We start from the raw sequence: 26,092 nt of genomic DNA, 5'->3' as shown, positions 1-26,092 counted from the left end.
TCAGGACGGCGCCCACCAGGGTCACCACCCCGGCCCCCACGAGGGCACCGCCCAGCCCCGCCCCGGTCTGGACGTCCGCTCCCAGCACCGCCACCCCGAGCACCGCCCCGGTCTGCCGGGTCGTGCGGCTGATCCCGGACGCCAGCCCGCCCTCCCGCGGGCTCACCGCCTGGATCGCGGCCCCGGTCAGCGGCGACATGGCCAGGGCGAACCCGACGCCCACCATCGCCAGCCGCCACCACACGTTGCCGTAGCCGGTGCCCGCGTCCACGAACCCCAGCACCAGCAGGCCCAGCCCGGCCAGCACCAGGCCGCTGGTGACCACCACCCGGAAGCCGTACCGCGCGGCGAGCCGGCCGGCGAACGGGCTCACCACCACCATGCCGAGCGTCGCGGGCAGCGTCCGCAGCCCGGCCACCAGGATCGAGCTGCCCTGGACGTGCACGAAGAACTGGGAGAAGAAGAAGGACGAGCCCATCAGCGCGAAACCCACCACGACCATCGCCGTGTTCGACACCGTGAACAGCCGTTCCCGGAACAGCCGCAACGGCAGCATCGGCGCCGCGCGGCGAGCTTCCACGGCGACGAACCCGGCGAGCACCACCACCGCGACCGCGAAGCTGCCCAGGATCACCGGCGAGGTCCAGCCACGCGACCCGCCCTCGATCAGGCCGTAGGTCAGCGCGCCGACGCCCACGACCGACAGGACCGTGCCCGGCACGTCGATCGCCGGCGCCTCCGGGTTGCGGGACTCGCCCAGGACCCGCATGCCGACCACCAGCAGGACCGCGCCGACGGGCACGTTCACCAGGAAGATCGCCGGCCAGGAGAAGGCCTCGACCAGGATGCCGCCTGCCAGCGGTCCCGCGGCCAGGCCGATCCCGCTGAACCCGGCCCACAACCCGATCGCCCGGACCCGCTCGGCCGGAACCGGGTACGCGGCGCTGAGCAGGGCCAGCGACGCGGGGCTCAGCGCCGCGGCCCCGACGCCCTGCAGCACCCGCCCGGCGATCAGCCAGCCGATCGACGGCGCGAGGGCGCACACCACCGACGCGACCGTGAACACCGCCACACCGGCCAGGAACACGCGCTTGCGGCCGAACCGGTCGGCGAAGACCCCGCCGGACAGCAACAGCATGGCCACCAGCAGCACGTAGGCGTCCACGATCCACTGCAGCCCGCTGAGCCCGACGTGCAGGCGCTCCTGCATGTCGGGCAGCGCGGCCCCGACGATGGTGCTGTCCAGCAGCACCATGAACTGGCCGAGGCAGGCCAGCGCGAGCAACGCCGCCCGGCTCACGGCGGGAGTCTCGATCTTCGTCATGCCGCCGACGATAGTTCGATAATCCCGAACTGTCGAACAGTTTGCTAGACTCGGGCCATGCGATCGCTACCCCAGCCCGCACGCGAGTCGCTGACGCTCGCGCAGGTGCTGCACGCGCTGGGCGATCCAGTGCGCCTGAAGCTGGCGCTGCGCGCCTCCGGGGACCCCGAATCGACGTGCGCGGTGCTCGCCGACGGCCTGGACGTGCCGATGTCGACGCTGACCAACCACTGGCGGATCCTGCGGGAGGCGGGGGTGATCTCGATGACCGTGGACGGCAGGCACCGGCGGGTCCGGGTCCGCGCGGACGACCTGGGCGAACGCTTCCCCGGCCTGCTCGGCCCGATCCTGCGCCTGGCCGCGGACGAGTAGGTACGGTCACGGGCATGGACGCGGTGGTTTTCGACCTCGACGGGGTGCTCGTCGACTCCGAGCAGACCTGGGACGAGGTGCGCCGGGCGGTCGTCGCCGAGTACGGCGGCAGCTGGACCGCCACGGCCACCCGCGCCATGCAGGGGATGAGCACCCCGGAATGGGCGCGCTACCTGGTCGAACACCTCGGCGCGCGGCTCACGCCGGAGCGGATCGCCGAGGTCGTGATCGACGCGATGGCCCACCGCTACGCGGGCGGTCCGCCGGTGCTGCCCGGGGCCGCCGACGCCGTGCGCGCGGTCGGCGAGCGGTACCCGGTGGCCATCGCCAGCTCGTCACCACCGGTGCTGATCGAGGCGTTCCTGACGGCCACCGACCTGACCGGGCTGGTCGAGGTCGCGATCTCCAGCGAGCAGGTCGCCGCGGGCAAGCCGGCCCCGGACGTCTACCTCGAAGCCGCCCGCCGGCTGGGCGTCGACCCCGCGAAGTGCGCCGCGGTCGAGGACACCACCAACGGGCTCAAGTCCGCGCTGGCCGCGGGGATGACCGTCTACGCCGTGCCCAACCCGCACTTCCCGCCGGATCCCGCCGTGCTGGAGCGGGTGCACCGGGTCCTGGACACCGTCGCCGACCTGCCCGCCGCGCTCCAGGCGTGAAGGAAGGGCCCGGTCCAGGACCGGGCCCTTCCTCGCGGAGAACTCAGCGCTCGATCTCGCCCGCGATGAACTTCTCCACCGAGTCGCGCGCGGTCGAGTCGTCGTACTGCACCGGCGGCGACTTCATGAAGTAGGACGAAGCCGACAGCAGCGGGCCGCCGACGCCGCGGTCCAGGGCGATCTTCGCGGCGCGCACCGCGTCGATGATGATGCCGGCCGAGTTCGGCGAGTCCCACACCTCGAGCTTGTACTCCAGGTTCAGCGGCACGTCACCGAAGGCGCGTCCCTCCAGCCGGACGTAGGCCCACTTGCGGTCCTCCAGCCACTGCACGTAGTCCGACGGGCCCACGTGCACGTTGGCCTTGCCCAGGTCGCGGTCGATCTGCGAGGTGACCGCCTGGGTCTTGGAGACCTTCTTGGACTCCAGGCGCTCCAGCTCCTTCATGTTCTTGAAGTCCATGTTGCCGCCCACGTTCAGCTGCATGGTGCGGTCGAGCTGGACCCCGCGGTCCTCGAACAGCTTCGCCAGCACGCGGTGCGTGATGGTGGCGCCGACCTGGGACTTGATGTCGTCACCGACGATCGGGACACCGGCGTCGGTGAACTTCTGCGCCCACGCCGGGTCCGAGGCGATGAACACCGGGATCGCGTTGACGAAGGCCACGCCGGCGTCGATGGCGCACTGCGCGTAGAACTTCTGGGCCTGCTCCGATCCGACCGGCAGGTAGGAGACCAGCACGTCGGCCCGGGCCTCGCGCAGCGCGGCGACGACGTCCACCGGCTCCTCGTCGGACTCCTCGATGGTCTCCTGGTAGAAGCGGCCGAGGCCGTCCATGGTCGGGCCGCGGAGAACCGGCACACCGAGCGGCGGCACGTCGGTGATCTTGATGGTGTTGTTCTCGCTGGCGAGGATCGCGGACGACAGGTCCTGGCCGACCTTCTTGGCGTCGACGTCGAACGCGGCCACGAAGTCCACGTCACCGACGTGGTACTGGCCGAACCGCACGTGCATCAGGCCGGGCACCCGCGAGGCCGGGTCGGCGTCGCGGTAGTAGTGCACCCCCTGCACCAGCGACGCCGCACAGTTTCCGACGCCAACGATGGCCACTCGTACGCGGCCGCTGTTGTCGCCCATGCCGGTTTCTCCTTCGTTCAGTGATGTCTTGCCGATTTCGGATGCGGTCTCAGCTCTGAAGCCCGCGGTTTTGCTCGTCCTGCTCGTGCGCGATCAGTTCGTTCAGCCAGCGCACCTCGCGCTCGCTGCTCTCCAGCCCGAGGCGGTGCAGCTCACGCGTGTAGCGGTCGATCTTCTCCTCGGCACGAGCGAGCGCCGCCCGTAGCCCTTCACGGCGTTCCTCGACCCGGCGGCGCCGGCCCTCCAGGATCCGCATCCTGACATCAGCCGGTGTCCGGGAGAAGAAGGCCAGGTGGACCCCGAACCCTTCGTCCTCCCAGGTCTGGGGCCCGGCGTCGGCGAGCAGCTTCGCGAAGTGCTCTTTCCCCTCCGCTGTGAGCTTGTACACCGTCCGAGCCCGCCGGCCCCAGCCCTTGACGGGCTCGCCGGCTCCTCCGACGTCACTGTCGGCCTCTTCGATGAACCCCGCCCGCTGCAGCCGGCGCAGGGTCGGATACAGCGAACCGTACGAGAAGGTGCGGAACATGCCGAGCGTGTCGTGCAGCCGTTTGCGCAGCACGTAGCCGTGCATCGGTGCCTCGTGCAGCAGCCCCAGGATGGCGAACTCCAGCACGGTGCACCCCCTTTCGAGGACTTCCACGACACTCCGGCAACCTAACGCCCGATTATATCGGGCCGATACATCGAAGTGGTGCAGCCAACACCGATGATCACCCGATGCGACCCGAAACACACCCCTGAAGTTCACCAGAGCGTTATGGAACGTTCGGCGTGTCGCGCGCGTGGTCTACATCGTTAGGCCGCACAGCTCATGGCGCACACACGGCGGCCACGTACTCTGTCACCGTGCAGAACCAGCGACAGGTGGTGGACTACGCCCTGCAGCGCCGCGCGCTGCTGGCCGGCGTCCGCGCCGGTCGTGTCGGCACGCGCGACGTCTGCGACGCCGATCCGTACCTGCTCAGGGCTGCCCGGTTCCACGGCGAACCGAGCGGGGCCCCCTGCCCGCTGTGCGGGCAGGACGGCCTGACGAACGTGTCCTGGGTGTTCGGTGAACAGCTCAGGCACGTCTCCGGCTCGGCCAGGACACCGGCGGAACTGGCCCGCCTGGCCAACCTGGTGGGGGAGTTCAACGTCCATGTGGTGGAGGTGTGCCGGGCGTGCCGCTGGAACCATCTGGTGCGTTCGTACGTCTCGGGCAACGGAACCCCGCACGGCCCGTCCCGGAGGACGGCTGGGCAGTGAGGGGACGTAGCGCAGCGCTGGCACTCGATCACAGAACGGCGCCCGGTGTACCGCCGGTCTGGGAGGCTCACTCGTGAACGACCACCGCAATCGCTCCTGGCCCGGTCAGGAGCCCGATGAACCCCGTCGTGCCCAGTGGCCGCGCGAGGGCGGCCCGGCCTGGCCGAACGGTGACGAACCGCCACGACGTCCCGCGCCTCCCCAGCGCCCGCAGGCCCGCGGCCCGCAGGGTCCCCAGGGCCCCCAGTGGCCCGGCGAGGGCGGTGGCCCGGGCTGGCCGGGTGGTCAGGACCCGGACGCCCCCCGTGGTCCCCGCCGCGTCCCGCCCGCGGGCAACCGCATGCCTCCGCCGCCGCAGCGCCGTCCCGGGCCGCCGCCCGGAGCGCCCGGTCCGCAGAACCCCGCCGACCGGCCGATGCGCGGCCGCTACCGCCCGCCCGCCGGTCCGGCCGCCGCCGGCCGCGGTGCCGGTGCCGCCGCCGGCCGCCGCCCCGGCATGGGTGACTCCGAGCCGGGGCTGCTCACCCACGCCGAGCTGCGCGCCAGCGGGTACGACGACTACGACGACTACGTCGACGAGCCCCTGAACGACTCCGGCCCCGAGGACGACGCGCCCGAGGAGACCGGGAAGGGGAAGAAGGGCAAGGCGGCCCTGACGCCGAAGCAGCGCAAGAAGCGGCGCTGGAAGATCATCCGGCGCACCCTGTACGCCTTCTTCGGGGTGTTCGTCGTGCTGCCGGCGATCGCATTCACGATCGCCTACTTCCTGGTGGACGTGCCGACGCCGGAGGAGGTCCTGGCCCAGCAGGCCCAGGTGGTGACCTACTACTACAGCGACGGCTCGGTCATGGGCAAGGAGATCCCGGACAGCGGGAACCGCCAGGTCCTCAAGCCGGGCCAGATCCCGGACACCGTCAAGCACGCCGTGTACGCGGCCGAGGACGCGACCTTCGAGACCAACAACGGTTTCGACGTGATGGGCATCCTGGGCGCCGTCTACAACAACCTGACCGGCGGCTCCGGCGGTGGTTCGACCATCTCCCAGCAGTACATCAAGAAGGCCACCGAGAACGAGGCGCCCACGCTCACCCGCAAGGCGACCGAGCTGGTCAAGTCGTTCAAGATGAACCAGACGCAGTCCAAAGAGGACATCATCACGGCCTACCTGAACATCGTCTACTTCGGACGTGGCGCCTACGGCATCGAAGCCGCCTCGCACGCGTACTTCAACAAGACCGCGGCGCAGCTGACCCAGTCCGAGGCGGCGCTGCTGGCCGGTCTGATCCAGGGCCCCGGCAAGTCGGAGAACGCCGAGTACACGACGTGGCGCTGGAACTACGTCATGGACCAGATGGTCAAGTACAACTGGCTGTCGGACACCGACCGCAAGTCCGCCCAGTACCCGACGCCGCTGCCGAAGGACCAGACCAAGCCACAGGCGATCACCGGCAACAACGCGTTCATCCAGGCGCAGGTCGAAGCCGAACTGGAGGCCGCGGGCTACTCCAAGGAGAAGACCCAGGCCAACGGCTACAACGTCTACACGACGATCGACCCGAACGCGCAGCGCCTGGCGGAGAAGGCCGTCAACGACGTGATGCAGGGGCAGCCGCCCGAGCTGAAGAAGGCGCTCGTCGCCGTGGATCCGAAGACCCGCGGTGTGGTCGCCTACTACGGCGGCCCCAACGACAAGACCGACTACATCGACTGGGCGAACACCGCACGGAACCCGGGGTCGTCGTTCAAGACGTTCGACCTGGTCGCGTTCCTCAAGATGGGCAAGGGGCTCGGCGAAACGTTCGACGGCAGCACGCACCGGCAGTTCGGCGTGCTGCCCAACGGCAACCCGCGCTACATCAACAACGCGGGCGCGTCCAACAGCTGTTCGAAGGAGTGCACGGTCGCGGAAGCGACGATGCGGTCGACCAACACGGTGTTCTTCGACATGGTCGCCAACGTGACCGGACCACAGGCGGTGGCCGACGCGGCCAAGGAGGCGGGGGTCACCTCGCTCAAGGCCGTCGACAACAACATCGCGCTCGGCGGTGGCTCGACCATGGCTTCGCCGCTGGACATGGCGGCCGGGTACGCGACCATCGCCGACAACGGCACCTACCTGGACCGGCACTTCGTGCAGAAGGTGACCACGCCCGGCGGGGACGTGGTGTACCAGCCGTCGAGCAACCCGAAGCCGGCCTTCGCCGAGGGTGACGCGAACAAGAGCAAGCAGATCGCGGGCAACGTGACCAACGCGCTCAAGCCGGTCATCCAGTTCTCGAAGCTCAGCTGCCCCAGCGGCCACGAGTGCGCCGGCAAGACCGGTACCCAGCAGTACGACGCCAGCGCCGGCAACGGCTCCGGGTCGGAGAAGGACAACTCGCAGGTGTGGATGGTCGGCTACACGCCGTCGATCTCCGCCGCGTCCTGGGTCGGTAGTGACAAGAACACGCCGCTGCGGGACAAGAACGGCGACGCGGTCTCCTCGACCGGGCTGCCTGCCAAGATGTGGCAGCAGTTCATGAACGACTACCTCAAGGGCAAGCCGAGCGAGAAGTTCCCGACCGTCTCGCCGATCGGCAAGAGCGCGACCGCCGGTGACGACGCGTCGTCCTCGACGAAGCCGACGAGCAGCAGGTCGAGCACGTCGTCCCCGACCACGCCGCCGTCGACCCCGCCGTCGACGCCGACCCACACCCCGGAGTCCACGGAACCGACGACGAGCAAGTCCCGGCAAACGCCGACCTTCACCATCCCGGGTGGTGGTGGCGACGACTTCGGGCCGACCACCACCCGCGACAGAGGCTGATCCCCGGCTCACGACGCGGGCCGTAACATCGCGCGGGTGTCCAGCCCGACCGACGAGACCACCTCGGCCGAACCCGCGCCGGCGTCACTCGACGCCGGTCAGCGGGTCGCGCCGTCCTGGACCGAGCCGCTGGTCGCGGCCGCGAGCAGACCGATCGGCGGTCCGCTCGGCGAGCACGCGGCGGTCGGGCGGCACTGGTTCTGGACACCCCAGCGGGTCGGGCTGGCCCTGGCCACGCTGGCGCTGGTGCTGTGCTGGTTCGGCAAGGCCAGCTGCATCCAGCAGTACGTCGACGACAGCGGGCAGACCCAGCTGGACTGGCGGTCCGGGCGCCCGTACGTGGCGATGTGCTACTCCGACGTCGTCCCGCTGTTCAGCGCCGAGCGGCTGGACCAGCCCGGCACGTTCCCGTACAAGACGAGCTGGATCGACGACGCCGGCACGCCGAACGCGCACGTCCGGTACATGGAGTACCCGGTGCTGACCGGGCTGTTCCAGTGGGCGAACGCGAAACTCGCGCAGGGCTGGAAGGCGATCGCCGACACCGGCTGGCTGCCCGGCGCGCTGCCGGTGGCGATCTACTTCAACATCACCGCGTTCTGGCTCGCGCTCGCCTGGCTGGTCACGGTGTGGGCGGTGGGCCGCACCGCGAACCGCCGAACGTGGGACGCGTGCCTCGCCGCGATCTCACCGCTGGTGCTGGTGCACGCGTTCACCAACTTCGACGCGCTGGCCACCGCGTTCGCCGCGACCGGTCTGCTCGCCTGGGCGCGGCGGAAACCGGTGGTGGCCGGGCTGCTGATCGGGCTCGGCGCGGCGGCGAAGCTGTACCCGTTGTTCCTGCTCGGGCCCCTGCTCGTGCTGTGCGTGCGGGCCGGGAAGCTGCGGCCGTGGGCGGTCACCGCGGGCACGGCGGTGGGCACCTGGCTGGCGGTCAACCTGCCGATCGCGCTCACGCTGAACGCGGGCTGGCAGGAGTTCTTCCGGCTCAACGCGCAACGCGGGATGGACCCGGACTCGATCTACAACGTGATCTCGTACTTCACCGGCTGGGCCGGCTTCGACGGGCCGCTCGCCGCCGGGCAGACGCCGACCTGGCTGAACGTCGTCAGCGGGGGGCTGTTCCTGGCCTGCTGCGCCGGGATCGCCTACGTCGGGCTGTCCGCGCCGGTGCGGCCGCGGCTGGCGCAGCTGTGCTTCCTGGTGGTGGCCGCGTTCCTGCTGACCAACAAGGTGTGGAGCCCGCAGTACTCGCTGTGGCTGGTGCCGCTCGCGGTGCTGGCGATCCCGCGGTGGCGGCTGCTGCTGGGCTGGATGCTGCTGGACGCGCTGGTGTGGGTGCCGCGGATGTTCTACTACCTGGGCACCGACCACAAGGGGCTGCCGCCGGACTGGTTCCTCGGGTTCGTCACGCTGCGGGACCTGGCCGTGATCGGGCTGTGCGTGCTGGTGGTGCGGGAGATCTACCGCCCGGCGGAAGACGCGGTACGCACGGCAGGCGACGACGACCCGGCCGGCGGAGTGCTCGACCGGGCCCGCGACGTGGTGGTGCTGAAGCGCCGCCGCGCCCGGCACGCGGTCTGAACGGCGAAACCAGCCACGGCCAACAACCACCCGTGTTCCCCCTCCAGCACGGCCGCCGCCGCGGGGGTCAGCCCAGCTTCTCCCGCAGGTAGGCGATGTCCTCGGCCTGTCCGTCGGCCGGGGTTTCGACCACCACGGGCGCTCCGGCGGCCGCCGCGACGGCCACCAGCGCCTCCGGGTCGATCGTGCCGCCGCCGTGCACCACGTTCGCGTGCTGGTCGCGTGCGGAGCCGAACTCGTCGCGCGAGTTGTTCAGGTGCACCAGGTCGATGCGGCCGGTGATGGCCATGACCTTGTCCACCACGTCGTCCAGCTCCCAGCCCGCGGCGAACGCGTGGCAGGTGTCCAGGCAGAACCCGGCGCCGAACTCGGCCACCTCGTCCCACAGCCGCGCCAGCACGTCCATCTCCCGCGCCATCGCGCCGTCGCCGCCCGCGGTGTTCTCGATCAGGATCGGCACCGCGAAACCGCCGTCGGCCGCCTGCCGTTCGAACAACTTGCGCCAGTTGGCCAAGCCCTCCGCGATGTCGTCGCCCTTGCCGATGTGACCGCCGTGCACGACCAGGCCCTTCGCGCCGACCTCCGCCGCGGCGGCCGCGTGCTGGGTGACGAGCTTGCGCGACGGGATCCGGATGCGGTTGTTCAGCGACGCGACGTTGATGATGTAGGGGGAGTGGATGAACACCTCCACCCCGGCCGCTTCGATGTCCGCCCGCGGCGGCTGCGCGACGGGTTTCTTCCAGCCCTTCGGGTCGGCCAGGAAGAACTGCACCACGTCGGCCGAGCGCTCCTTGGCCGCGGTCAGCGGGTCGTCGTCACGGACGTGCGCACCGATCTGCATGAGGCCACGCTACCGGCGGAATCCAGTCGGTTCTCCCCAACCGCACCGACGCTATGAAGTACCGTGAGCGCGGTCCGTGACACACCTGAGTGCTGGGGGACGCATGGGGAAGACCGCGCGCCGCGCCGGAGTGGCCGGGTTCGTGCTGACGCTGTCGGCCACGCTGGCCGCGCCGGGCGCGTTCGCCGAGGAAGCCGACCCCGCGCTGGCCGGCAGCTGTGACGCCACCCTGCGCGACGAGCCGGGCCAGGCACTCACCCTCGACGCGGGCGCCCCGCTCGACCAGCCCGGCGTGCTCACCGTCGGCACCGGCAGCGGCTCCGCGCCCACCGGCCCGGACCAGCGCGACCCGCTGCTGCCGCTGCCGGTGGCCGACCTGGCGAAGGCGCTGGACGTGGGCGACGCGCCGGTCGTCGGCGACGTGGCGACCGAGCAGCTCTGCCCCGGCGTGCAGGGCACGGTGAACACGCTGTCCGCGGCCACCCAGAGCCTCGTCTCCGGTCGGCCGCTCGTCCCGCCGTCCACCGGCGACCCAGCTCCGGACGACCCAGCTCCGGACGATCCGGCGCCGGAGGAACCCGCCCCCGGCGGACCGCAGCCCGGCGAGGAGACCCCGGCGCCCGGAACTCCCGTCGCCCCCGCTCCCGGCGCGACCGGCGGGATCGTGCCGGCCTCGTTCGTCACCGGTGGGTTCCTCATCGGTTCCGGGGGCGTCCCGCTGACGCCGCCGCTGTCCGCCCTGATCCGGCCCGGGGTCGTCCCGCCGGCCGCGCCCGGGCTCGTCCCACCGACTGGGACGGAACCGCCGGTGGTCACGCAGAACTCCGGGACCGCCGAGGCCATGCCGTCGCCGACCGCGCCGGCCCGGTTGCCGCTGATCATCGCGGTGTTCGCGCTCGCGATCGTGGCCGCCGCGCTCACCCGGGCCTGGATGCGCCGCGCCTGACGGCTACTTTCCGCCGTGCGGGCGTCACGCACCTGCTCTAGCTTCGTTGAACCAGTAGCGACGCGCTGGAGGACGAACATGCAGGGTCGGACACGCAGGACCGCCGCGGCGGGCGCCGCCGCCTTCGTACTGGCCGGATCGGCCGCGCTCGCCCTCCCCGCGACCGCGAGCGCGGAAACCCACACGGCCCAGTGCGGCGACACGGTCACGGCCAAACCGGGCGACGTCATCAAGACCCCGCTCGGCCTGAAGACCGTCACCGACGGGCTCACCTCGATCGTCGGCGGCCTGCTCGGCGGGCTGTGCCAGATCACCGTCAAGGTCGTGGACACGGTCGTCGAGCCGCTGCCGGTCGTCGGCGCCCCCGCCGCGAGCGCGGTCAACGGCGCCGTCGCGGGCACCACGAACGGCCTGACCAGCACGGTCGACCAGGCGGGCCGGGCGCTCGGCGGGGGTGGCGCGAGCCGGCCGCAGCCGCAGAACCCGCCGGGCACCGGCGGCCACCCGCAGACCCCGCCGGGCGGCACGCCCGGCCGCACCGAGGGCGTCGCGCCCGCCGCGATCCCCGGCTCGACCAGCCCCGTCCTGGCCGGCGACCCGTCGACGTTCAACCTCCTGCCGTTCGGGTCGGGCAGCGCCTACGCGCCGATGCGCAACTACGCCGGGCTGCCGTTCGCGGTGTCCGCGCTGTGGGCGCCCTCGCCGGGGCTGAAGTACGGCGGGCAGATCCCCGGGTACGCGCCGCAGTACGGCGCGCTCGGCCAGCCCGCGCAGTCCGGCGAGCCGGTGCAGAACGCGGGCCAGGCCGAGGCGCTCCCGGGCGGCTCGGGCGGTGGTGGCAACGTCGCGCTACCGATGCTCATCGCCGTCGTCGCTCTGTCGGGTGTCAGCGCCGGTCTCGTACGCGCGTGGGTTCTACGGGGAGCTACCGCTTAGTATCCTTTGGGTCCGCTCGTCGTTGATCCCTTCCGGGGACACACGCCTGCGATCACTGGAGGACCGCGCTCGTGCGCAACACCAGCCTGATGAAGACCACCCGTAGAGCGCTGACCGTCGCCGCCGTCGCCGCGGCCATCGCCGGCGGCTCGCTCCTGACGGCGGGGACCGCGTCGGCGAGCACCGTGCTGTCGCAGGCGTGCACCGGCACCGTGATCGGCGCCCTCAGCGACAGCGTCGCCGTGCAGGGCAAGGACCTCGCGGGCGTGGTCAAGGCCGGCGCGCAGGAGCAGGAGTGGTTCCTGCACCTCAACGGCGTGGACCCGCAGAAGATCGCGGACACGGTCAGCAAGGCCGGCGCGATCACCGTCGGGCAGATCCCGGCGAACGCGGCCAGCGGCACGATCGGCGGTGACGCCATCGCCACCGCCGTCGCGACCACGCTGAAGAACGCGGGCGACCCGTACGCCGTCGGCCTCGGCATCGGCGCCGACCAGCAGAAGAAGACCCTCGACTCGATCTCCAACAAGGTCGCCGGCAACTGCGGGCTGACCACCTACGCGAACAACTACACCCAGCCCGGCCTCCCCGCCACGCAGCAGCCCGGCGGGGCCACGCCCGCGCCCGGAACCTCGCCGACCGCGACCAGCCCGGGCATCGCGGGCACCGGTTCGGCCACCGCCCCGCCGCGCAACTACGGCAACATCCCGGCCGCCGTCCCCGGTGTGGCCGGCGTCGCGGTGCCGCCGAGCGCGCTCTACCCGTCCTCCGCCACGCTGCCCGACCAGGCGCTGCCGCAGGTCGGCGTGCTGGGCGGCCAGTCCACCTCGGCAGGCGGCCAGGCCGACGTCCGCAACGCGGGCAACGCCAGCGCGATCGGCGGTGAACCGGCCGCGGGCAACGTCCAGCTGCCGATGCTGCTGGCGGTCGTCGCGCTGGCCGGCGTGAGCGCCGCGCTGGTCCGGACCTGGGTGCTGCGCAAACTGTCGTAGCCGCCCCGTAGACTCAACCTCGGCAAACCCTCCTGCCACGGAAAGCCCGTGGCCGTGAAGCCCACAGGAGGTGAGTGGTTGTGTCGCGCCATTACGAGGTAATGGTCATCCTCGACCCCACGCTCGACGAGCGTAAGGTCGCCCCGACCCTGGACACCTTCCTCAACGTCATCCGCACGTCCGGCGGAAGCGTGGAGAAGGTCGACGTGTGGGGCCGTCGCCGGCTCTCCTACGAGATCAAGAAGCACGCCGAGGGCATCTACGCCGTGCTCGACCTCAACAGCGAGCCCGACGCGGTGAAGGAGCTGGACCGGCAGCTGTCGCTGCAGGAGACCGTGCTCCGCACCAAGGTCGTCCGCAAGCCGGTCCCGCGCAAGGCCGCCAAGGCCGCGGCGAAGGCCTGAGGCGAATAGCCCATGGCTGGAGACACCGTCATCACCGTGGTCGGCAACCTGACGTCCGACCCCGAACTGCGGTTCACCCCGTCCGGCGCCGCCGTCGCCAACTTCACCGTCGCGTCCACGCCGCGCACCTTCGACCGCCAGACCGGCGAGTGGAAGGACGGCGAGGCGCTGTTCCTGCGCTGCAACATCTGGCGGCAGGCGGCGGAGAACGTCGCGGAGAGCCTGACGCGCGGTGCCCGCGTGGTCGTGCAGGGCCGCCTCAAGCAGCGGTCGTTCGAGACCAAGGAAGGCGAGAAGCGGACCGTCGTCGAGCTCGAGGTCGACGAGATCGGTCCCTCGCTGCGCTACGCCACCGCCAAGGTGAACAAGGTCAGCCGCGGCAGCGGCGGCGGTGGCGGCGGCTACGGCGGGAACAGCGGCGGTGGTGCCCCCGCCGACGACCCGTGGGGTTCCGCCCCGCCGGCAGGCGACAGCGGCGGTTTCGCCGACGAGCCTCCCTTCTGACCAACCACTCGTACTGAATTCCCAGGAGCATCACCGTGGCCAAGCCACCCATCCGCAAGCCCAAGAAGAAGGTCTGTGTGTTCTGCAAGGCCGAGCAGAAGGGCCACCCGGAACTCATCGACTACAAGGACACCAACCTGCTGCGGAAGTACATCTCCGACCGCGGCAAGATCCGTGCCCGCCGGGTGACCGGCAACTGCAGCCAGCACCAGCGCGACATCGCCACCGCGGTCAAGAACTCCCGCGAGATGGCGCTGCTGCCCTACACCTCGACCGCGCGCTGAGGAGGGACCACATCATGGCGAAGATCATCCTCACCACTGACGTGGCGAACCTCGGCGGCCCCGGCGACATCGTCGAGGTCAAGGACGGTTACGCGCGCAACTTCCTGCTGCCCCGCGGCTACGCCATCCAGGCCACCAAGGGCGCCGAGAAGAACGTGCAGACCATCCGCCGCGCGCAGGAGTCCCGCCGCATCCGCGACCTCGACCACGCTCGGGAGATCAAGGCCGCGCTGGAGGGTCTCGGCACCGTCGAGCTGACCGCCAAGGCCGCCGCGGGCTCGAAGAAGCTGTTCGGTTCGGTCACCACCGCCGACATCGCGAACGCGATCAAGGCGGCCGGCGGCCCGCTGCTCGACAAGCGCGTCCTGGAGACCGACGGGCACATCAAGACCGTCGGCAAGCACGCGGTGAACGCCCGCCTGCACCCCGACGTGCAGGCCTCGGTCCGCCTCGAGGTGAAGGCCGGCCAGTAGGTCGTCACGCAGTACCAACCGGGCAGGTTTCCGCAGCTCGCGGGGCCTGCCCGGTTTTTCCTGTTCGGCCGCGGGAACCGGGTGCGCTGCGCTAGCATCCAAGCGGGCGATCAATGCCGAGGCGAGAACGTAGGGGGTTCCTGGCCATGACCGGTGAGAAGCCGACCGACAGGCTCACGGAGGTACCGCCACCAGCACCGATCCAGGTGGGTGGCAACGGCAGCCCCGGCGGGTACCAGTTCTCCCCGGACGAGGTGCGCGGCGTGATCAGCAAGTGGAAAGAGCTGCTGACCGACCTGCAGACGGACCTGTCGAACGCGAACACGATCGCCGAGGTCCGGCCGCCGGGACAGGAGTTCGCCAGCGGCGACTTCATCAACCGCGCCGCCAAGGTCTCCGGCGAGACCCTGCAGCTGCAGCACCAGCGAATGGTCGACTACGTCAAGAACTACATCGACGCCCTGGAGAAAGCGGCCGGGATCGTCGAGGAGCACGAGGACGAGGTCCACCGCAGCGTCGGAGGGTACCGGGCGGTCTGAGCATGAAACGCACCACTTGGCTCGCCGCCGCGCTGGTCGCAGCCGGCCTGCTGACCGGTTGCTCGCAAGGCGGCAGCACCGACGCGGCTCAGACGCCCACCGCCCCGCCGGTCGACCCGGCGCTGCGCGTGCCGTCGCCGCTGCCGTCGGGCACGCTGGTGAGCGACCCCTGCTCGGCGCTCTCGCCGGCCCAGGTCACCGAGATCGGGCTGGTCAGCCCGGGGGAGCCGTACCCGAGCCCGTCCGGACAGGGCTGCCGGTGGCAGTCGCAGGCGTACGACGCCAACAAGATCTTCATCGCCCCGCTCGGCAACCAGCAGACCGGGCTCACCGGTGTCTACGCCAACCGCGCGCAGGACAAGTACTTCGAGCCGGTCACGATCGACGGCTACCCCGCGGTCTTCGCCGCCAACGCCGACCTGCGCAGCCGCGGGACCTGCGCGTTGTGGGTCGGGGTCACCGACCAGCTCGTCGTGAACGTCAACTCGAGCATCCTGGACGGTCCGAACGTGACCGATCCGTGTCCCATCGTCGAGAAGGTCGCCGTCGCGATGGTGCAGCACCTGAAGGGGGCCGCGTGATGCACGTCCAGATCAGATTCGGCAGCAGGAGGGGTTGAGCCATGGTTGACGACTACACGGCGGGGCGCGTCGCATCGGGCGCGGCCGTCGGTGCGGCGATCGGGTCGGTCGTCCCGGGTGTCGGCACGGCGGTGGGGGCCGTCGGTGGCGCGATCGTCGGCGGTCTCGTCGGCCTGGCGAGCACGCCCGAGGCCGAGCACCACGAGGCGAACATCGGTGGCCGCACGATCGACGCGCGCAAGATCTGGGAGCAGATCAGCCCGGGTGACGCGTCTTCGCTCGTGGCCGGCGCCAACGCGGCGAAGAGCCTCAAGAGCGTGCACGAGGAACGCGGACGGCTCATCCAGCAGATCAACGACCTGATGGACAACGCCTGGAAGGGCATGGCCTCGGGTCAGGCGCAGGCGGGCGCGCACCCGCTGGGCATCTGGCTGCAGGACTCGGCCACCAACCTGGGCAAGAGCCACACCTACCTCAACGACCAGGCCAGCGCGTTCGACACGATCAAGTCCAAGGTCCAGGAAGTGCCAGCCCAGCCGCCGGATGGCAACTTCCTCGACGGCATCAACCCGATGTCCGACGTCGACGAGCAGATCGAGCAGTACAACCAGCGCGGCAAGGCGAACGTCGACGCGTTCAACAACTACTACCAGGCCAGCATGACCAACGCGGGCGGGATGCCGCAGTACACCGCCTGGCAGGGCAACGTGTTCTCCAACGGCGGGTTGCCGGGCGGGATGCCGGGCGGCACCGGCGGCGCCGGGAACATGCCCAGCGCGTCCGGCATGCCCGGTGACTTCAAGCCGGCCAGCACCGGCAACCTGCCGCAGTTCAGCGCCACCGATCCGTCGGCCAACCTGCCGAAGGCGCCTACCGGCCCCGGCTACACGCCGGGCACCGGGTCGGGCCCGTACAACCCGGCCTTCGACGCGACCACCGCGGCGGGCTACACGCCGACCTCCACCAGCGGGTTCGGGCCCGGTAGCGGGGGCGGGTCCGGCGCGGGCGGTGGCGCCGGCGCCGGCGCGGGTGGTGGCGGTGTGGGCGCCGCCGGGTTCGGCGCCGGGTTCGGTCCGGGCGCGGGGATCGGTACGGGCGCGACGGCGGGCACGGGTGCCGGGGCCGGCGGTGCGGGCGCCGGTGGCGCGGGCGGACGGCCCGGTCGCGGTGCGGGCCGCGCCGGCATGGCCGGGGCGCCGGGCATGGGCGGCCGCGGTGGTCACGCCAACGGCGAGGACGACGAAGAGCACGAGAACAAGTACATGGTGGGTGACGACCCGAACGAGCTGTTCGGCACCGACGAGCTGACGGCTCCGCCCGTCATCGGCGAATGAGGCCCGGGACGATGCCGGTGAGCCGGCCGCTGACGATCACCACCCCGACGCTGCTCAACCTGCTGCAGCGCCGGGGTGCGGAGCCGCACAACACGCTGTCGCCCACCGCGACCTGGTACGACGAGACCGCCCAGCGGATCATCGACCAGCAGGTCAACGCGGTGCTGACGCACCACGGCCTGATGGGGCCGCGGGGCATGGACCGCGAGTTCGCCGCGATGATCGAGTCGATCGCGCGGCCGAACGTGGAGTTCTACGGCTGGTTCGAGGGCACGTTCCCGGACGACGCGCCGCAGAACTTCACGGTCCTCGCCGGCAGCGGCGCCGGTGGCGGGTTCGTCCTGGCCCGCCACATCAAGGAGGACGTGGTGGTGATGCGGCCGCAGCGGCCGGACCAGCTGCTCCCGGCATTCGTGGACCAGATCCCGCGGGTGCCGCCCGGCGGCAGCAGCCCGCTGGTGGCGCCGAAGAGCGAGGTCTACGGCGGTGGCCGTCGGCCCTCGGGCGAGGACATGTCGATCATGCGTGGTGGTGGCGGCCGCTCCGTCGCCGATCCGGGCAAGGAGATCAAGCGCATCCTCGAGGGGCCGCGGGTGGCGGCCGGCAGCCTGTACGCGGCCGCGCGCACCCGGGCGGGCACGCGCAGGCGGTGCGACCGCGCGCTGAACTTCGTCGACACGCCCGACGGCCGCTGGCTGCTGGAGGAGCGGCCGGGCACGGGTGAGTCGCTGATCGTGCTCACTCCCGGTACGCCCCAGGCGATCGGTGAACGACTACACAACGCGATGCGCGCGCTGGGCTGATCAGTGCACCGGACCCCCCACTCGGCCGAGTGGGGGGTCTTCTACTGTCCGTAGGCTTGATCCACAGGCCGACGCCAGCGCGAGGCCGCGACACGCCGAAGATCGGGTGCGCGGCGACACGCCGAAGTTTTTTCAGTGAAGTTCTCCACAGGTTACCCACAGGGTTTGAACTGCGGTTTTCCTGCCGGTCAGATGAGTTGCCCCCAGCTTGTCCACAGGGGAAGGCGTACCTGTGACTGGTTCGGCCCGCTCCTCCACAAGCTGTCCACAGAACGGTCCCCAAGCAGGTTTGCACTGGTCCGTCCGAGCGATCTACGGTTCCCGCCGGAGTAGTCGCACACAGTGGCCGGAAGACACGGTCCCACCGGTGCGGCGGGTCCCACGCTCCGGCCGGAGATCCGGCATAATCGAACTGGTGTTCGCTGTCTGGGAGGTATCCGCGCGGTGGCGCTGACTGACGACCGTGGTCCGGCTTATCCGTCCGATCCCGGTCCCGAGGACCCGGGGCCGCGGTACGGCGAGTTCGACCGTCAGCCGCCCCAGGACATCCCGGCCGAGCAGTCCGTGCTGGGCGGCATGCTGCTGTCCAAGGACGCCATCGCCGACGTCGTCGAGGTGCTCTCGCCCAACGACTTCTACCTGCCCAAGCACCAGGCGGTCTACGACTGCATCCTCGACCTCTACGCGCGCGGTGAACCGGCCGACCCGATCACCGTCTCCGCGGAACTGGAACGACGCGGCGAACTCGCGCGCGTGGGCGGCGCGCCCTACCTGCACACGCTGATCGCGACCGTGCCCACCGCCGCGAACGCCGGCTACTACGCGCAGATCGTCGGGGAGAAGGCCATCCTGCGGCGGCTGGTCGAGGCCGGCACGCGGATCGTGCAGTACGGCTACGGCGCCGCGAACGACGGCGGCGACATCAACGAGGTCGTCGACCGCGCGCAGGCCGCCATCTACGACGTCACCGAGCGCCGCACCAGCGAGGACTACGTGGCGCTGGAGGAACTGCTCCAGCCCACCATGGACGAGATCGACGCGATCGCCTCGCGCGGTGGGGTGTCGCAGGGTGTGCCGACCGGCTTCGCCGACCTCGACGAGGTGACCAACGGCCTGCACCCCGGGCAGATGGTCATCGTCGCGGCACGGCCAGGTGTCGGCAAGTCGACCCTGGGGCTGGACTTCGCGCGGTCGTGCTCCATCAAGCACGGCATGAGCAGCGTCATCTTCTCCCTGGAGATGAGCCGCATCGAGATCGTGATGCGCATGCTGTCCGCGGAGGCCCGGATCCGGCTCGCGGACATGCGCAGCGGCCGCATGTCCGACGACGACTGGACGCGGCTGGCGCGGCGGATGAGCGAGATCAGCGAGGCGCCGCTGTTCATCGACGACTCGCCGAACATGACGATGATGGAGATCCGCGCCAAGGCCCGGCGGCTCAAGCAGCGCAACGACCTGAAGCTCGTCGTGGTCGACTACATGCAGCTGATGACCTCCGGCAAGCGCGTCGAGTCGCGGCAGCAGGAGGTCTCGGAGTTCTCCCGTCAGCTCAAGCTGCTGGCCAAGGAGCTCGAGGTGCCGGTGGTCGCGATCAGCCAGCTGAACCGCGGCCCGGAACAGCGGACCGACAAGCGCCCGATGCTGTCCGACCTGCGTGAGTCCGGCTCGCTGGAGCAGGACGCGGACATGGTCATCCTGATCAACCGCCCGGACGCGTGGGAGCGGGACGACCCGCGCGCCGGCGAGGCGGACCTGATCCTGGCGAAGCACCGCGCGGGTCCGACCAGCACGATCGTCGTCGCGCACCAGCTGCACTACAGCCGGTTCGCGGACCTCGCCCAAGGCTGATGCCCGGGTATGCAGGGTCTCAAATCTGACTTCATTTTTTCACCGGTGGTTTCATCTCGGTTTCATTTATGAAGTCTGTTTGAGACTGGGCTGTCTGGATGGTGTCTGCGCCTCGCCTACAGCTACTCGGTCTATGGGAACGGTGATGGCGGGTACGACAGGGCCGGAAGCATTTCGGGTTTCGGGAGTGTTCGGTCGCGGATGCGGAGAAGCTGACCGAGTGGCTGGCAATAGGCTCAGCAGACCCGACATCGGTTAGGAGGCTCGGATATTGCGGCGTACGGCGTCGAGGTAGTCGGTGATGGCCTGGTGGTTCTTGGTGAGGCATTCGATTTTTTCGGCCATGCGATCGCGTTCGCGTTCGAGCGTTGCGACCATGTCTGGCGTGACGTAGGGCATGTGGATCGTGCGGGGGGTGTTCAGGCAGGGCAGGATCTGCTTGATGATCCGTGTGGGCAGCCCTGCGTCGAGCAGGCCTCGTACCTGGAGAACCCGGTCAACGACGTACTCCTCATAGTCCCGGTATCCGTTGGGCAGTCGATCTGACGCGATCAGTCCCTGCTCCTCGTAGTAGCGCAGCAACCTCATCGAAGTCCGGGTGCGCGTCGACAGCTCACCGATCCGCATATCCCTCTCCTCGCCCTCTGTGGCTGGCGTTCTGTGACTCGGCAGACACCGAGTTTGACCTTCACACTAATGTCACCCATCGACGATAGGGCTATGACGCGACCAGATACGCTGCCACCTCGCTCGAGAACGAACGCCCGGCTCCCGCTGGCGGGTCTTCTGGCCTTGGCCACCACCGGGTTCATCACGCTCCTCACCGAGACGATGCCCGCCGGGGTGCTTCCCGGGATGAGCCGAGACCTGGGTGTGAGCGAGAGCACTGCCGGGCAGAGCGTCACCGTCTTCGCGATCGGGGCGATCCTCGCCGCGATCCCGCTCACCAAGGCGACGATCGGCTGGCCGCGCCGACACTTGCTGCTGTTGGCGATCGCAGGACTCGCGATCGCCAACACCGTCACCGCGCTCTCCGAGAGCTTCGCACTTACGCTAGCCGCCCGGTGCCTCGGCGGCATCGTCGGCGGGTTGCTCTGGGCGCTGTTGGCCGGGTACGCGGTACGGATGGTTCCCTCACATCAGCGCGGCAAGGCAATGGCGATCGCGATGGGGGGCGCAATCGTTGCCCTGTCCGTCGGAGTTCCTGCTGCGGCGTTTCTGGCCAAGCTCGTCGAGTGGCGATACGCGTTCGGGATCATGACCGTCCTCACGCTCGCGTTGATCGTGTGGGTCATCGCGGCGGTGCCGAGCTTCCCCGGACAGCCCAAGGGCTCACGGCTCCCGCTCACCCGTACCATTCGCATTCCCGGCGTAGCGCCCGTGCTCTTCGTGACCCTCACGTTCGTGCTCGCCCACAGCATCCTCTACACCTACATCGCGCCGTTCCTCACACCGCTCGGCATGGCAGGTCAAGTCGACGCCGTGCTGCTCACCTTCGGCCTGGTGTCGCTGGTGAGCATCTGGATCGCCGGAGCGCTCGTCCATCGGCACCTGCGCCTCCTCATGATCCTCGCGTGTGCGCTCTTCGCGACATGCACGCTGCTGCTCGGCATCTTCTCCGGCGTGCCTTCGCTCGTCTACGCCAGCGCGGCGCTCTGGGGGCTCGCGTTCGGCGGCACCTCCACCCTGTTGCAGACCGCAGTCGCCGAAGCAGCAGGCGACGCCGGCGATGTCGCCCAAGCACTCCTCACCACCGGATGGAACGTCGGAATCGCCGGTGGTGGCATCATCGGAGGCCTCGTCCTCAGCGGATCGGATGCATCCTGGCTGAGTTGGGTCGCGCTCGCACTGCTCGTCCCTGCACTCGCCACTGTGCTCACGGCACGCAAACACGGGTTCACCAAGGGAGAACTCGGCAGCCGCTGAACCACCGCTGCCCGCGACCCGAGAAAGGCCACGGCTTTGAGACTGTCCTTCAGGACCCTGCGGTGAGAGAACGAGCAAAACCGCAGGTCGCTAAAGATCGACATGTCATCGGCGACGGGACCCTACACGGGTACTTCACCGCCCGGGACGGCGTGGAACTGGCCTACCGGGAGGTCGGTGCCGGGCGTCCGCTCGTGTTGATCCACGGCTTCTTCTCCACCTCGCGGGTCAACTGGGTCACCTACGGCCACGCCGAGCACCTCGCGGGGCTGGGCTTCCGCGTGATCATGCCGGACCTGCGCGGCCACGGGGAGAGCGGGAAGCCGCACGATCCGGCCGCCTACCCGCCGGACGTGCTCGCCGACGACGGGTTCGACCTGGTCGAGCACCTCGGGCTCACCGACTACGACCTGGGCGGCTACTCGCTCGGCGGGCGGACGACCATCCGAATGCTGGTGCGCGGCGCCCGGCCCCGCCGGGCGGTGGTGGCCGGGATGGGGTTGCACGGAATCGAGCACACCGGCGGCGGCAACGCGCACTTCCGCAGGGTGCTGACCGGCCTGGGCACGTTCGAGCGCGGCACGCCGGAGTGGCGGGCGGAGGCGTTCTTCCGGCAGATCGGCGGCGACCGCGACGCACTGCTGCACGTCCTGGACACCTCGATCGACACGCCCCGCACCGTGCTGGAGCACCTGGACGTGCCGACGCTCGTGGTCGCCGGGATCGAGGACCCGCACCACCAGACCGCCCGCAACCTCGCCGAGGTGCTGCCGCACGGCCGGTACGTCAGCGTGCCGGGCAACCACCTCAGCGCGGTCGCGCGCCCCGAACTCGGCCACGCGATCGGCGAGTTCCTCACCTCGTAAGCCGAGCAGCTCCGGCCGCTCAGGGCCTCACCCTCCCGTCGCCGCGCGGATGCGTTCGGCGAGTTCGCGGGACCGCTCGACGAGTTCCGGCGGGCCTTCGATGGTGTACGGCACGCCGACCATCGGCAAGGTCATCGCCAGCCACTCCCACGAGTCCACCGGCGTGACGAACCGGCAGCTGTGCTCGTCGAGGGGCTCCAGCGTGCCGGCTTCGGTCATCAGCCGTTCGGCGACCACCGGCGCCGGCGCGTCGAACCGGACGACACCGCGGTGCCTGCTGAGCGGGAAGTTCGCGCTGGACTGCACGAAGCTCACCGGGTCCGGCGGCAGCGGTCGCGGGACGAACGTCGTCCCGGGCACGGTCACGCCGGTGATCCGGTCGATCCGGAAGGTGCGCCAGTCCCGCCGGTCGACGTCCCAGGCCAGCAGGTACCACCGCTTGCCCAGCAGCACCTGGCGGTACGGCTCGACCCGGCGTTCGCCGCGCTCCCCGGTCCGCGTCGTGTAGCCGAACCGCACGTCCTGGCGGGCGTGGGCGGCCGTGGCGAGCTGCTGGAGCACCCGCAGGTCGAGCAGGCCCGCCGCCCGCGACACCGCCTCCGTCGAGGCCAGCACCGCCGCGATCCGGTACCGCAACCGCGACGGCAGCACCTGTTCCAGCTTCCGCAGCGCGCCGTCGGCCGCACCCGTGGCACCGTCGACCTGGGCCAGTGCGGCGAACCGCAGACCGACGACCGTGGCCACCGCCTCCTCGTCGGTCAGCAGCAGCGGCGGCATCGCGCGGCCGGCCACCAGCTGGTAGCGGCCGCCGGAGCCGGATACCGACGACACCGGGAAGCCCAGCTCACGCAACCGTTCGATGTCCCGGCGCAGGGTGCGTGGGGAGACGCCCAACCGGGTCGTCAGATCCGCGCCGCTCCAGGTGCGGCCGGTCTGCAGCAACGACAGCAGCTCCAGCATCCGCGCGCTCGGTCCGTGCACGAATCGATGGTGGCAGGAATCGCGGCCGGAATGTGGCCGCGATCGTTCCTAGCGTCGGGCGCATGACAGAACTACGGGTCGTGGGTGCCCGGGAGCACAACCTCCGGGACGTCACCGTCACCCTGCCGAAGCACGCGTTCACGGTGGTCACCGGGGTGTCCGGATCGGGCAAGTCCTCGCTGGTGTCCGACACCATCGCGGCCGAGTCCCAGCGGCAGCTCAACGAAACGTTCACCACCTTCGTGCGCAACCGGCTGCCCCGCTACGGCCAGCCCGACGTCGACGCGATCGAGAACCTGTCGGCCGCGATCGTGGTGGACCAGAAACGCCTCGGCGGTGGCCCGCGCTCGACGGTCGGCACGGTCACCGACATCTACTCGCTGATGCGGTTGCTGTGGTCGCGGGCCGGACGGCCGTTCGCCGGGTACTCGAACGCGTTCTCCTTCAACGACCCGCAGGGGATGTGCCCGCGCTGCACCGGCCTGGGCACCGCCCGGACGATCGTGGTCGACGAGCTCATCGACCGCGGCCGCTCGCTGAACGAGGGCGCGATCCGGTTCCCCACCTTCCAGCCCGGCGGCTGGATGTGGCGCACCTTCGCCGACTCCGGCCGGTTCGACCTGGACAAGCCGCTCGCCGAGTACTCGACGGCGGAGTGGGACGCGTTCCTGCACGGCTCACCGGACCACGAAGGCCTGTTGCCGCGGTTCGAACGCATCTGGCTGCCGAAGGACGCCGACGCGCTGAAGGGCCGCACCCGCGAGGCGTTCGAGCGGGTGGTGACCGAGGAGACCTGCCCGAAGTGCCACGGCGCGCGGCTGGCCCCCGAGGCGCTGGCGTCCACAGTGGCCGGACGTTCGATCGCCGACTGCGCGGCGATGGAGGCCGAGGACCTGCTGGCCTTCGTGCGCACGCTGACCGAACCGGAGCCGGTGGTCGCGGGACTGGTCGCGCAGCTGGAGCGGCTCGTGTCGATCGGTCTCGGTTACCTCACGATGGACCGGCCGACCTCGACCCTGTCCGGCGGTGAATCGCAGCGCGTGAAGATGGTGCGGCACCTCGGCAGCAGCCTCACCGACATGCTCTACGTCTTCGACGAGCCGAGTGTCGGCCTGCACCCGGACGACGTGACGCAGCTGGTCGCCCTGCTCAAGAGCCTGCGGGACAAGGGGAACACCGTGCTGGTGGTGGAGCACGACCCGGACGTGATCGCCGCGGCCGACCACGTCATCGACCTGGGCCCCGGCGCCGGGCAGGACGGCGGCCGGGTGGTCTACCAGGGCGCGGTCGCCGGGCTGGCGGACACCCCGACCGGCCGCTACCTGCGGCACCGCCCGCGGATCAAGGAAAACCCGCGGCGGGCCGAACGCTTCCTGGAGATCCGCGGCGCCACGCGGCACAACCTGCGCGAAGTCGACGCGGACATCCCGCTCGGTGTGCTGACCGTCGTCACCGGTGTGGCCGGATCCGGCAAGAGCACGCTGGTGCACGGGTTCGTCCCGGACGCGGTGTCGGTCGACCAGAGCCCGATCCGCGGGTCGCGCCGGTCCAGCCCGGCGACCTTCACCGGGATCCTCGACGGCATCCGGCAACGCTTCGCCACGGCGAACGGGGTGAGCCCCTCGCTGTTCAGCGCCAACTCGGCGGGGGCGTGCCCGCGCTGCCACGGCCTCGGCGTGATCTACACCGACCTGGCCTTCCTCGACCCGATGGTCTCGACGTGCGAGGAGTGCCAGGGACGCCGCTTCGTCGCGGACGTCCTGCGGTACACCTACCGGGGTCGCACGATCAGCGACGTGCTCGACCTCAGCGCGCGGGACGCGCGGACGGTGTTCCCCGACGAGCCGATGCTGGACCGGCTGGTCGAGGCCGGACTGGGATACCTGTCGCTGGGCCAGCCGCTGAACACGTTGTCCGGCGGGGAACGGCAACGCCTGAAGCTGGCCGTCGAGCTCGCCCGCCCCGGCCGGATCTACGTCTTCGACGAACCCACGACCGGACTGCACCCCTCCGACGTCGCCGGACTGGTCGACCTGTTCGACCGGCTGGTGGCGGGCGGCTCGACCGTCGTGGTCATCGAGCACAACCTCGACGTGATCGCCAGGGCGGACTGGATCATCGACCTGGGTCCGGGGCCGGGCAGGCACGGCGGGCGGGTGCTGTTCCAGGGGCCACCCGCGGAGCTGGCCCGTCAGCCGCGGTCGAAGACCGGGCGGCACCTGGCCCGGCTGTCAGGGGACCGCTAGGCCGGCCCGCCGGAGCGCCTCTTCCACGCGCAGCCGCTCCACGTCGCGTTCCACGCCTTCCGGCAGCTCGTCCAGCCAGTGCCGCAGGCCGAGCGCCGCGCAAGCCTGGACCAGCAACGCGTCGTACGCCTGGTGGGTGGCGCGGCGGCGCAGCATCGGCGCGTCCGGGGCCAGGTCCGCCAGGCACCGGTGCACGCGGCGCAGGTCCGCGGCGAGCTGCTCGATCGGCGGGCCGGCCGGCGCCGGTTCCGTGCGGCGCCGGAGGGCGGCGACCACCGCGGGGGTCTTGCTCGCGAGCCAGAACAGCACCGGGGGCGTGGCACACACGACCAGGTAGATCGCCACGTTGACCACCATGGTTCAGGATAGGCGCCCGCCGTCCGCGCCGCGCCAGTCTGTACCGGTTCCGCGCCCGGGAATACCCCGCGACCCCGGTGCGTCGGGTACCGTAGTAGTTGAACTTTCA

Annotated in this window: 27 protein-coding genes; 20 read left to right on the top strand and 7 right to left on the bottom strand. The window is 70.6% G+C overall.

What is annotated here, in order from left to right:
- Nucleotides 1–1,324: DHA2 family efflux MFS transporter permease subunit (locus D0D15_RS19115; RefSeq protein WP_208646184.1), on the bottom strand; the 1,324-nt coding region annotated here is incomplete at its 3' end.
- A 57-nt stretch (nucleotides 1,325–1,381) separates the two neighbouring features.
- Between D0D15_RS19115 and D0D15_RS19110 the strand changes: the two genes are divergently transcribed.
- Together D0D15_RS19110 and D0D15_RS19105 are read left to right on the top strand one after the other, a co-directional pair.
- Nucleotides 1,382–1,696 (top strand): ArsR/SmtB family transcription factor, encoded by a 315-nt coding sequence (locus D0D15_RS19110; protein WP_094003255.1) that lies wholly within the window; start codon nucleotides 1,382–1,384, stop codon nucleotides 1,694–1,696.
- Nucleotides 1,697–1,710: 14 nt separating this feature from the next.
- Nucleotides 1,711–2,352, top strand: a complete 642-nt coding sequence (locus D0D15_RS19105) for an HAD family hydrolase (RefSeq protein WP_094003256.1) — start codon at nucleotides 1,711–1,713, stop codon at nucleotides 2,350–2,352.
- A 43-nt stretch (nucleotides 2,353–2,395) separates the two neighbouring features.
- On the opposite strand, the gene D0D15_RS19100 is transcribed toward D0D15_RS19105, so the two are convergent.
- Together D0D15_RS19100 and D0D15_RS19095 are read right to left on the bottom strand one after the other, a co-directional pair.
- Entirely contained in the window at nucleotides 2,396–3,487 is a 1,092-nt protein-coding gene (locus D0D15_RS19100; RefSeq protein WP_094003257.1) for an inositol-3-phosphate synthase, read from the bottom strand.
- Between the two features lie 49 nt (nucleotides 3,488–3,536).
- Complete coding sequence (locus D0D15_RS19095; protein ID WP_094003258.1) at nucleotides 3,537–4,100, bottom strand: PadR family transcriptional regulator; 564 nt, start codon at nucleotides 4,098–4,100, stop codon at nucleotides 3,537–3,539.
- Nucleotides 4,101–4,333: 233 nt separating this feature from the next.
- On the opposite strand from D0D15_RS19095, the gene D0D15_RS19090 reads away from it, so the two are divergent.
- The 3 genes from D0D15_RS19090 (at nucleotide 4,334) to D0D15_RS19080 (ending at nucleotide 9,122) form a co-directional block, all read left to right on the top strand.
- Complete coding sequence (locus tag D0D15_RS19090; RefSeq protein ID WP_094003259.1) at nucleotides 4,334–4,732, top strand: DUF5318 family protein; 399 nt, start codon at nucleotides 4,334–4,336, stop codon at nucleotides 4,730–4,732.
- A gap of 340 nt (nucleotides 4,733–5,072) precedes the next feature.
- A complete protein-coding gene (locus D0D15_RS19085; protein WP_244214971.1) occupies nucleotides 5,073–7,538 on the top strand; it encodes a transglycosylase domain-containing protein in 2,466 nt (821 codons plus the stop codon).
- Nucleotides 7,539–7,574: 36 nt separating this feature from the next.
- A complete protein-coding gene (locus tag D0D15_RS19080; protein WP_094003261.1) occupies nucleotides 7,575–9,122 on the top strand; it encodes a glycosyltransferase family 87 protein in 1,548 nt (515 codons plus the stop codon).
- Nucleotides 9,123–9,189: 67 nt separating this feature from the next.
- Here D0D15_RS19080 and D0D15_RS19075 read toward each other — a convergent pair whose 3' ends face one another.
- A complete protein-coding gene (locus D0D15_RS19075) occupies nucleotides 9,190–9,963 on the bottom strand; it encodes a deoxyribonuclease IV (RefSeq protein WP_094003262.1) in 774 nt (257 codons plus the stop codon).
- A gap of 103 nt (nucleotides 9,964–10,066) precedes the next feature.
- Here D0D15_RS19075 and D0D15_RS19070 point away from each other — a divergent pair, with 103 nt between their 5' ends.
- From D0D15_RS19070 to dnaB, 12 genes are all read left to right on the top strand, one after another.
- Nucleotides 10,067–10,909 (top strand): hypothetical protein, encoded by an 843-nt coding sequence (locus D0D15_RS19070; RefSeq protein ID WP_094003263.1) that lies wholly within the window; start codon nucleotides 10,067–10,069, stop codon nucleotides 10,907–10,909.
- A 78-nt stretch (nucleotides 10,910–10,987) separates the two neighbouring features.
- Nucleotides 10,988–11,845 carry a hypothetical protein gene (locus D0D15_RS19065; RefSeq protein WP_094003264.1) on the top strand — a complete coding sequence of 286 codons (858 nt, stop codon included), beginning with the start codon at nucleotides 10,988–10,990 and terminating at the stop codon, nucleotides 11,843–11,845.
- 71 nt (nucleotides 11,846–11,916) lie between these two features.
- Entirely contained in the window at nucleotides 11,917–12,837 is a 921-nt protein-coding gene (locus tag D0D15_RS19060; RefSeq protein WP_094003265.1) for a hypothetical protein, read from the top strand.
- A gap of 80 nt (nucleotides 12,838–12,917) precedes the next feature.
- Nucleotides 12,918–13,241, top strand: a complete 324-nt coding sequence (gene rpsF / locus D0D15_RS19055; protein WP_020423406.1) for a 30S ribosomal protein S6 — start codon at nucleotides 12,918–12,920, stop codon at nucleotides 13,239–13,241.
- Between the two features lie 12 nt (nucleotides 13,242–13,253).
- Nucleotides 13,254–13,745, top strand: a complete 492-nt coding sequence (locus tag D0D15_RS19050) for a single-stranded DNA-binding protein (protein WP_094003266.1) — start codon at nucleotides 13,254–13,256, stop codon at nucleotides 13,743–13,745.
- 35 nt (nucleotides 13,746–13,780) lie between these two features.
- Entirely contained in the window at nucleotides 13,781–14,029 is a 249-nt protein-coding gene (gene rpsR / locus D0D15_RS19045) for a 30S ribosomal protein S18 (protein WP_020423407.1), read from the top strand.
- Between the two features lie 14 nt (nucleotides 14,030–14,043).
- Nucleotides 14,044–14,502, top strand: a complete 459-nt coding sequence (rplI, locus tag D0D15_RS19040) for a 50S ribosomal protein L9 (RefSeq protein ID WP_094003267.1) — start codon at nucleotides 14,044–14,046, stop codon at nucleotides 14,500–14,502.
- Nucleotides 14,503–14,648: 146 nt separating this feature from the next.
- Nucleotides 14,649–15,041 (top strand): hypothetical protein, encoded by a 393-nt coding sequence (locus D0D15_RS19035; RefSeq protein ID WP_094003268.1) that lies wholly within the window; start codon nucleotides 14,649–14,651, stop codon nucleotides 15,039–15,041.
- A gap of 2 nt (nucleotides 15,042–15,043) precedes the next feature.
- Nucleotides 15,044–15,622, top strand: coding sequence for a DUF3558 domain-containing protein (locus D0D15_RS19030; RefSeq protein WP_094003269.1), 579 nt, complete (start codon nucleotides 15,044–15,046; stop codon nucleotides 15,620–15,622).
- Between the two features lie 41 nt (nucleotides 15,623–15,663).
- Complete coding sequence (locus tag D0D15_RS35980; RefSeq protein ID WP_162830608.1) at nucleotides 15,664–16,956, top strand: hypothetical protein; 1,293 nt, start codon at nucleotides 15,664–15,666, stop codon at nucleotides 16,954–16,956.
- Entirely contained in the window at nucleotides 16,953–17,759 is an 807-nt protein-coding gene (locus D0D15_RS19015) for an ESX secretion-associated protein EspG (protein WP_233157024.1), read from the top strand. The genes D0D15_RS35980 and D0D15_RS19015 overlap by 4 nt, the downstream gene beginning before the upstream one ends.
- Before the next feature lie 444 nt (nucleotides 17,760–18,203).
- Nucleotides 18,204–19,607 (top strand): replicative DNA helicase, encoded by a 1,404-nt coding sequence (gene dnaB, locus D0D15_RS19010; protein WP_094003271.1) that lies wholly within the window; start codon nucleotides 18,204–18,206, stop codon nucleotides 19,605–19,607.
- Between the two features lie 255 nt (nucleotides 19,608–19,862).
- Here dnaB and D0D15_RS19005 read toward each other — a convergent pair whose 3' ends face one another.
- Nucleotides 19,863–20,234 (bottom strand): MerR family transcriptional regulator, encoded by a 372-nt coding sequence (locus D0D15_RS19005; RefSeq protein WP_094003272.1) that lies wholly within the window; start codon nucleotides 20,232–20,234, stop codon nucleotides 19,863–19,865.
- Nucleotides 20,235–20,327: 93 nt separating this feature from the next.
- Here D0D15_RS19005 and D0D15_RS19000 point away from each other — a divergent pair, with 93 nt between their 5' ends.
- Both D0D15_RS19000 and D0D15_RS18995 read left to right on the top strand, forming a co-directional pair.
- Nucleotides 20,328–21,533 carry an MFS transporter gene (locus tag D0D15_RS19000; protein WP_094003273.1) on the top strand — a complete coding sequence of 402 codons (1,206 nt, stop codon included), beginning with the start codon at nucleotides 20,328–20,330 and terminating at the stop codon, nucleotides 21,531–21,533.
- A 62-nt stretch (nucleotides 21,534–21,595) separates the two neighbouring features.
- A complete protein-coding gene (locus D0D15_RS18995) occupies nucleotides 21,596–22,399 on the top strand; it encodes an alpha/beta fold hydrolase (RefSeq protein WP_233157025.1) in 804 nt (267 codons plus the stop codon).
- A 27-nt stretch (nucleotides 22,400–22,426) separates the two neighbouring features.
- Here the strand turns inward: D0D15_RS18995 and D0D15_RS37580 are convergent, their stop codons facing one another.
- Nucleotides 22,427–23,380, bottom strand: a complete 954-nt coding sequence (locus D0D15_RS37580; RefSeq protein ID WP_275897091.1) for a helix-turn-helix transcriptional regulator — start codon at nucleotides 23,378–23,380, stop codon at nucleotides 22,427–22,429.
- A gap of 62 nt (nucleotides 23,381–23,442) precedes the next feature.
- On the opposite strand from D0D15_RS37580, the gene D0D15_RS18985 reads away from it, so the two are divergent.
- Nucleotides 23,443–25,626, top strand: a complete 2,184-nt coding sequence (locus D0D15_RS18985) for an ATP-binding cassette domain-containing protein (protein WP_094003275.1) — start codon at nucleotides 23,443–23,445, stop codon at nucleotides 25,624–25,626.
- Here the strand turns inward: D0D15_RS18985 and D0D15_RS18980 are convergent.
- A complete protein-coding gene (locus D0D15_RS18980; RefSeq protein WP_094003276.1) occupies nucleotides 25,612–25,983 on the bottom strand; it encodes a hypothetical protein in 372 nt (123 codons plus the stop codon). The genes D0D15_RS18985 and D0D15_RS18980 overlap by 15 nt on opposite strands.
- Nucleotides 25,984–26,092 lie beyond the last annotated feature (109 nt).

It is taken from the genome of Amycolatopsis thermalba, from assembly GCF_003385215.1.
GTDB classification, from domain to species: Bacteria; Actinomycetota; Actinomycetes; order Mycobacteriales; family Pseudonocardiaceae; genus Amycolatopsis_E; species Amycolatopsis_E thermalba.
This window is presented reverse-complemented; position numbering and strand designations above follow the sequence as displayed.

Excerpts from the sequence above, each read along its gene's own strand:
- D0D15_RS19110 (WP_094003255.1), top strand. The coding sequence starts at position 1,382 with ATGCGATCGCTACCCCAGCCCGCACGCGAGTCGCTGACGCTCGCGCAG.
- D0D15_RS19105 (WP_094003256.1), top strand. The coding sequence starts at position 1,711 with ATGGACGCGGTGGTTTTCGACCTCGACGGGGTGCTCGTCGACTCCGAG.
- D0D15_RS19100 (WP_094003257.1), bottom strand. The coding sequence starts at position 3,487 with ATGGGCGACAACAGCGGCCGCGTACGAGTGGCCATCGTTGGCGTCGGA.
- D0D15_RS19085 (WP_244214971.1), top strand. The coding sequence starts at position 5,073 with ATGCCTCCGCCGCCGCAGCGCCGTCCCGGGCCGCCGCCCGGAGCGCCC.
- D0D15_RS19075 (WP_094003262.1), bottom strand. The coding sequence starts at position 9,963 with ATGCAGATCGGTGCGCACGTCCGTGACGACGACCCGCTGACCGCGGCC.
- D0D15_RS19070 (WP_094003263.1), top strand. The coding sequence starts at position 10,067 with ATGGGGAAGACCGCGCGCCGCGCCGGAGTGGCCGGGTTCGTGCTGACG.
- D0D15_RS19065 (WP_094003264.1), top strand. The coding sequence starts at position 10,988 with ATGCAGGGTCGGACACGCAGGACCGCCGCGGCGGGCGCCGCCGCCTTC.
- D0D15_RS19050 (WP_094003266.1), top strand. The coding sequence starts at position 13,254 with ATGGCTGGAGACACCGTCATCACCGTGGTCGGCAACCTGACGTCCGAC.
- rplI (WP_094003267.1), top strand. The coding sequence starts at position 14,044 with ATGGCGAAGATCATCCTCACCACTGACGTGGCGAACCTCGGCGGCCCC.
- D0D15_RS19035 (WP_094003268.1), top strand. The coding sequence starts at position 14,649 with ATGACCGGTGAGAAGCCGACCGACAGGCTCACGGAGGTACCGCCACCA.
- D0D15_RS19030 (WP_094003269.1), top strand. The coding sequence starts at position 15,044 with ATGAAACGCACCACTTGGCTCGCCGCCGCGCTGGTCGCAGCCGGCCTG.
- D0D15_RS35980 (WP_162830608.1), top strand. The coding sequence starts at position 15,664 with ATGGTTGACGACTACACGGCGGGGCGCGTCGCATCGGGCGCGGCCGTC.
- D0D15_RS19015 (WP_233157024.1), top strand. The coding sequence starts at position 16,953 with ATGAGGCCCGGGACGATGCCGGTGAGCCGGCCGCTGACGATCACCACC.
- D0D15_RS19005 (WP_094003272.1), bottom strand. The coding sequence starts at position 20,234 with ATGCGGATCGGTGAGCTGTCGACGCGCACCCGGACTTCGATGAGGTTG.
- D0D15_RS19000 (WP_094003273.1), top strand. The coding sequence starts at position 20,328 with ATGACGCGACCAGATACGCTGCCACCTCGCTCGAGAACGAACGCCCGG.
- D0D15_RS18985 (WP_094003275.1), top strand. The coding sequence starts at position 23,443 with ATGACAGAACTACGGGTCGTGGGTGCCCGGGAGCACAACCTCCGGGAC.
- D0D15_RS18980 (WP_094003276.1), bottom strand. The coding sequence starts at position 25,983 with ATGGTGGTCAACGTGGCGATCTACCTGGTCGTGTGTGCCACGCCCCCG.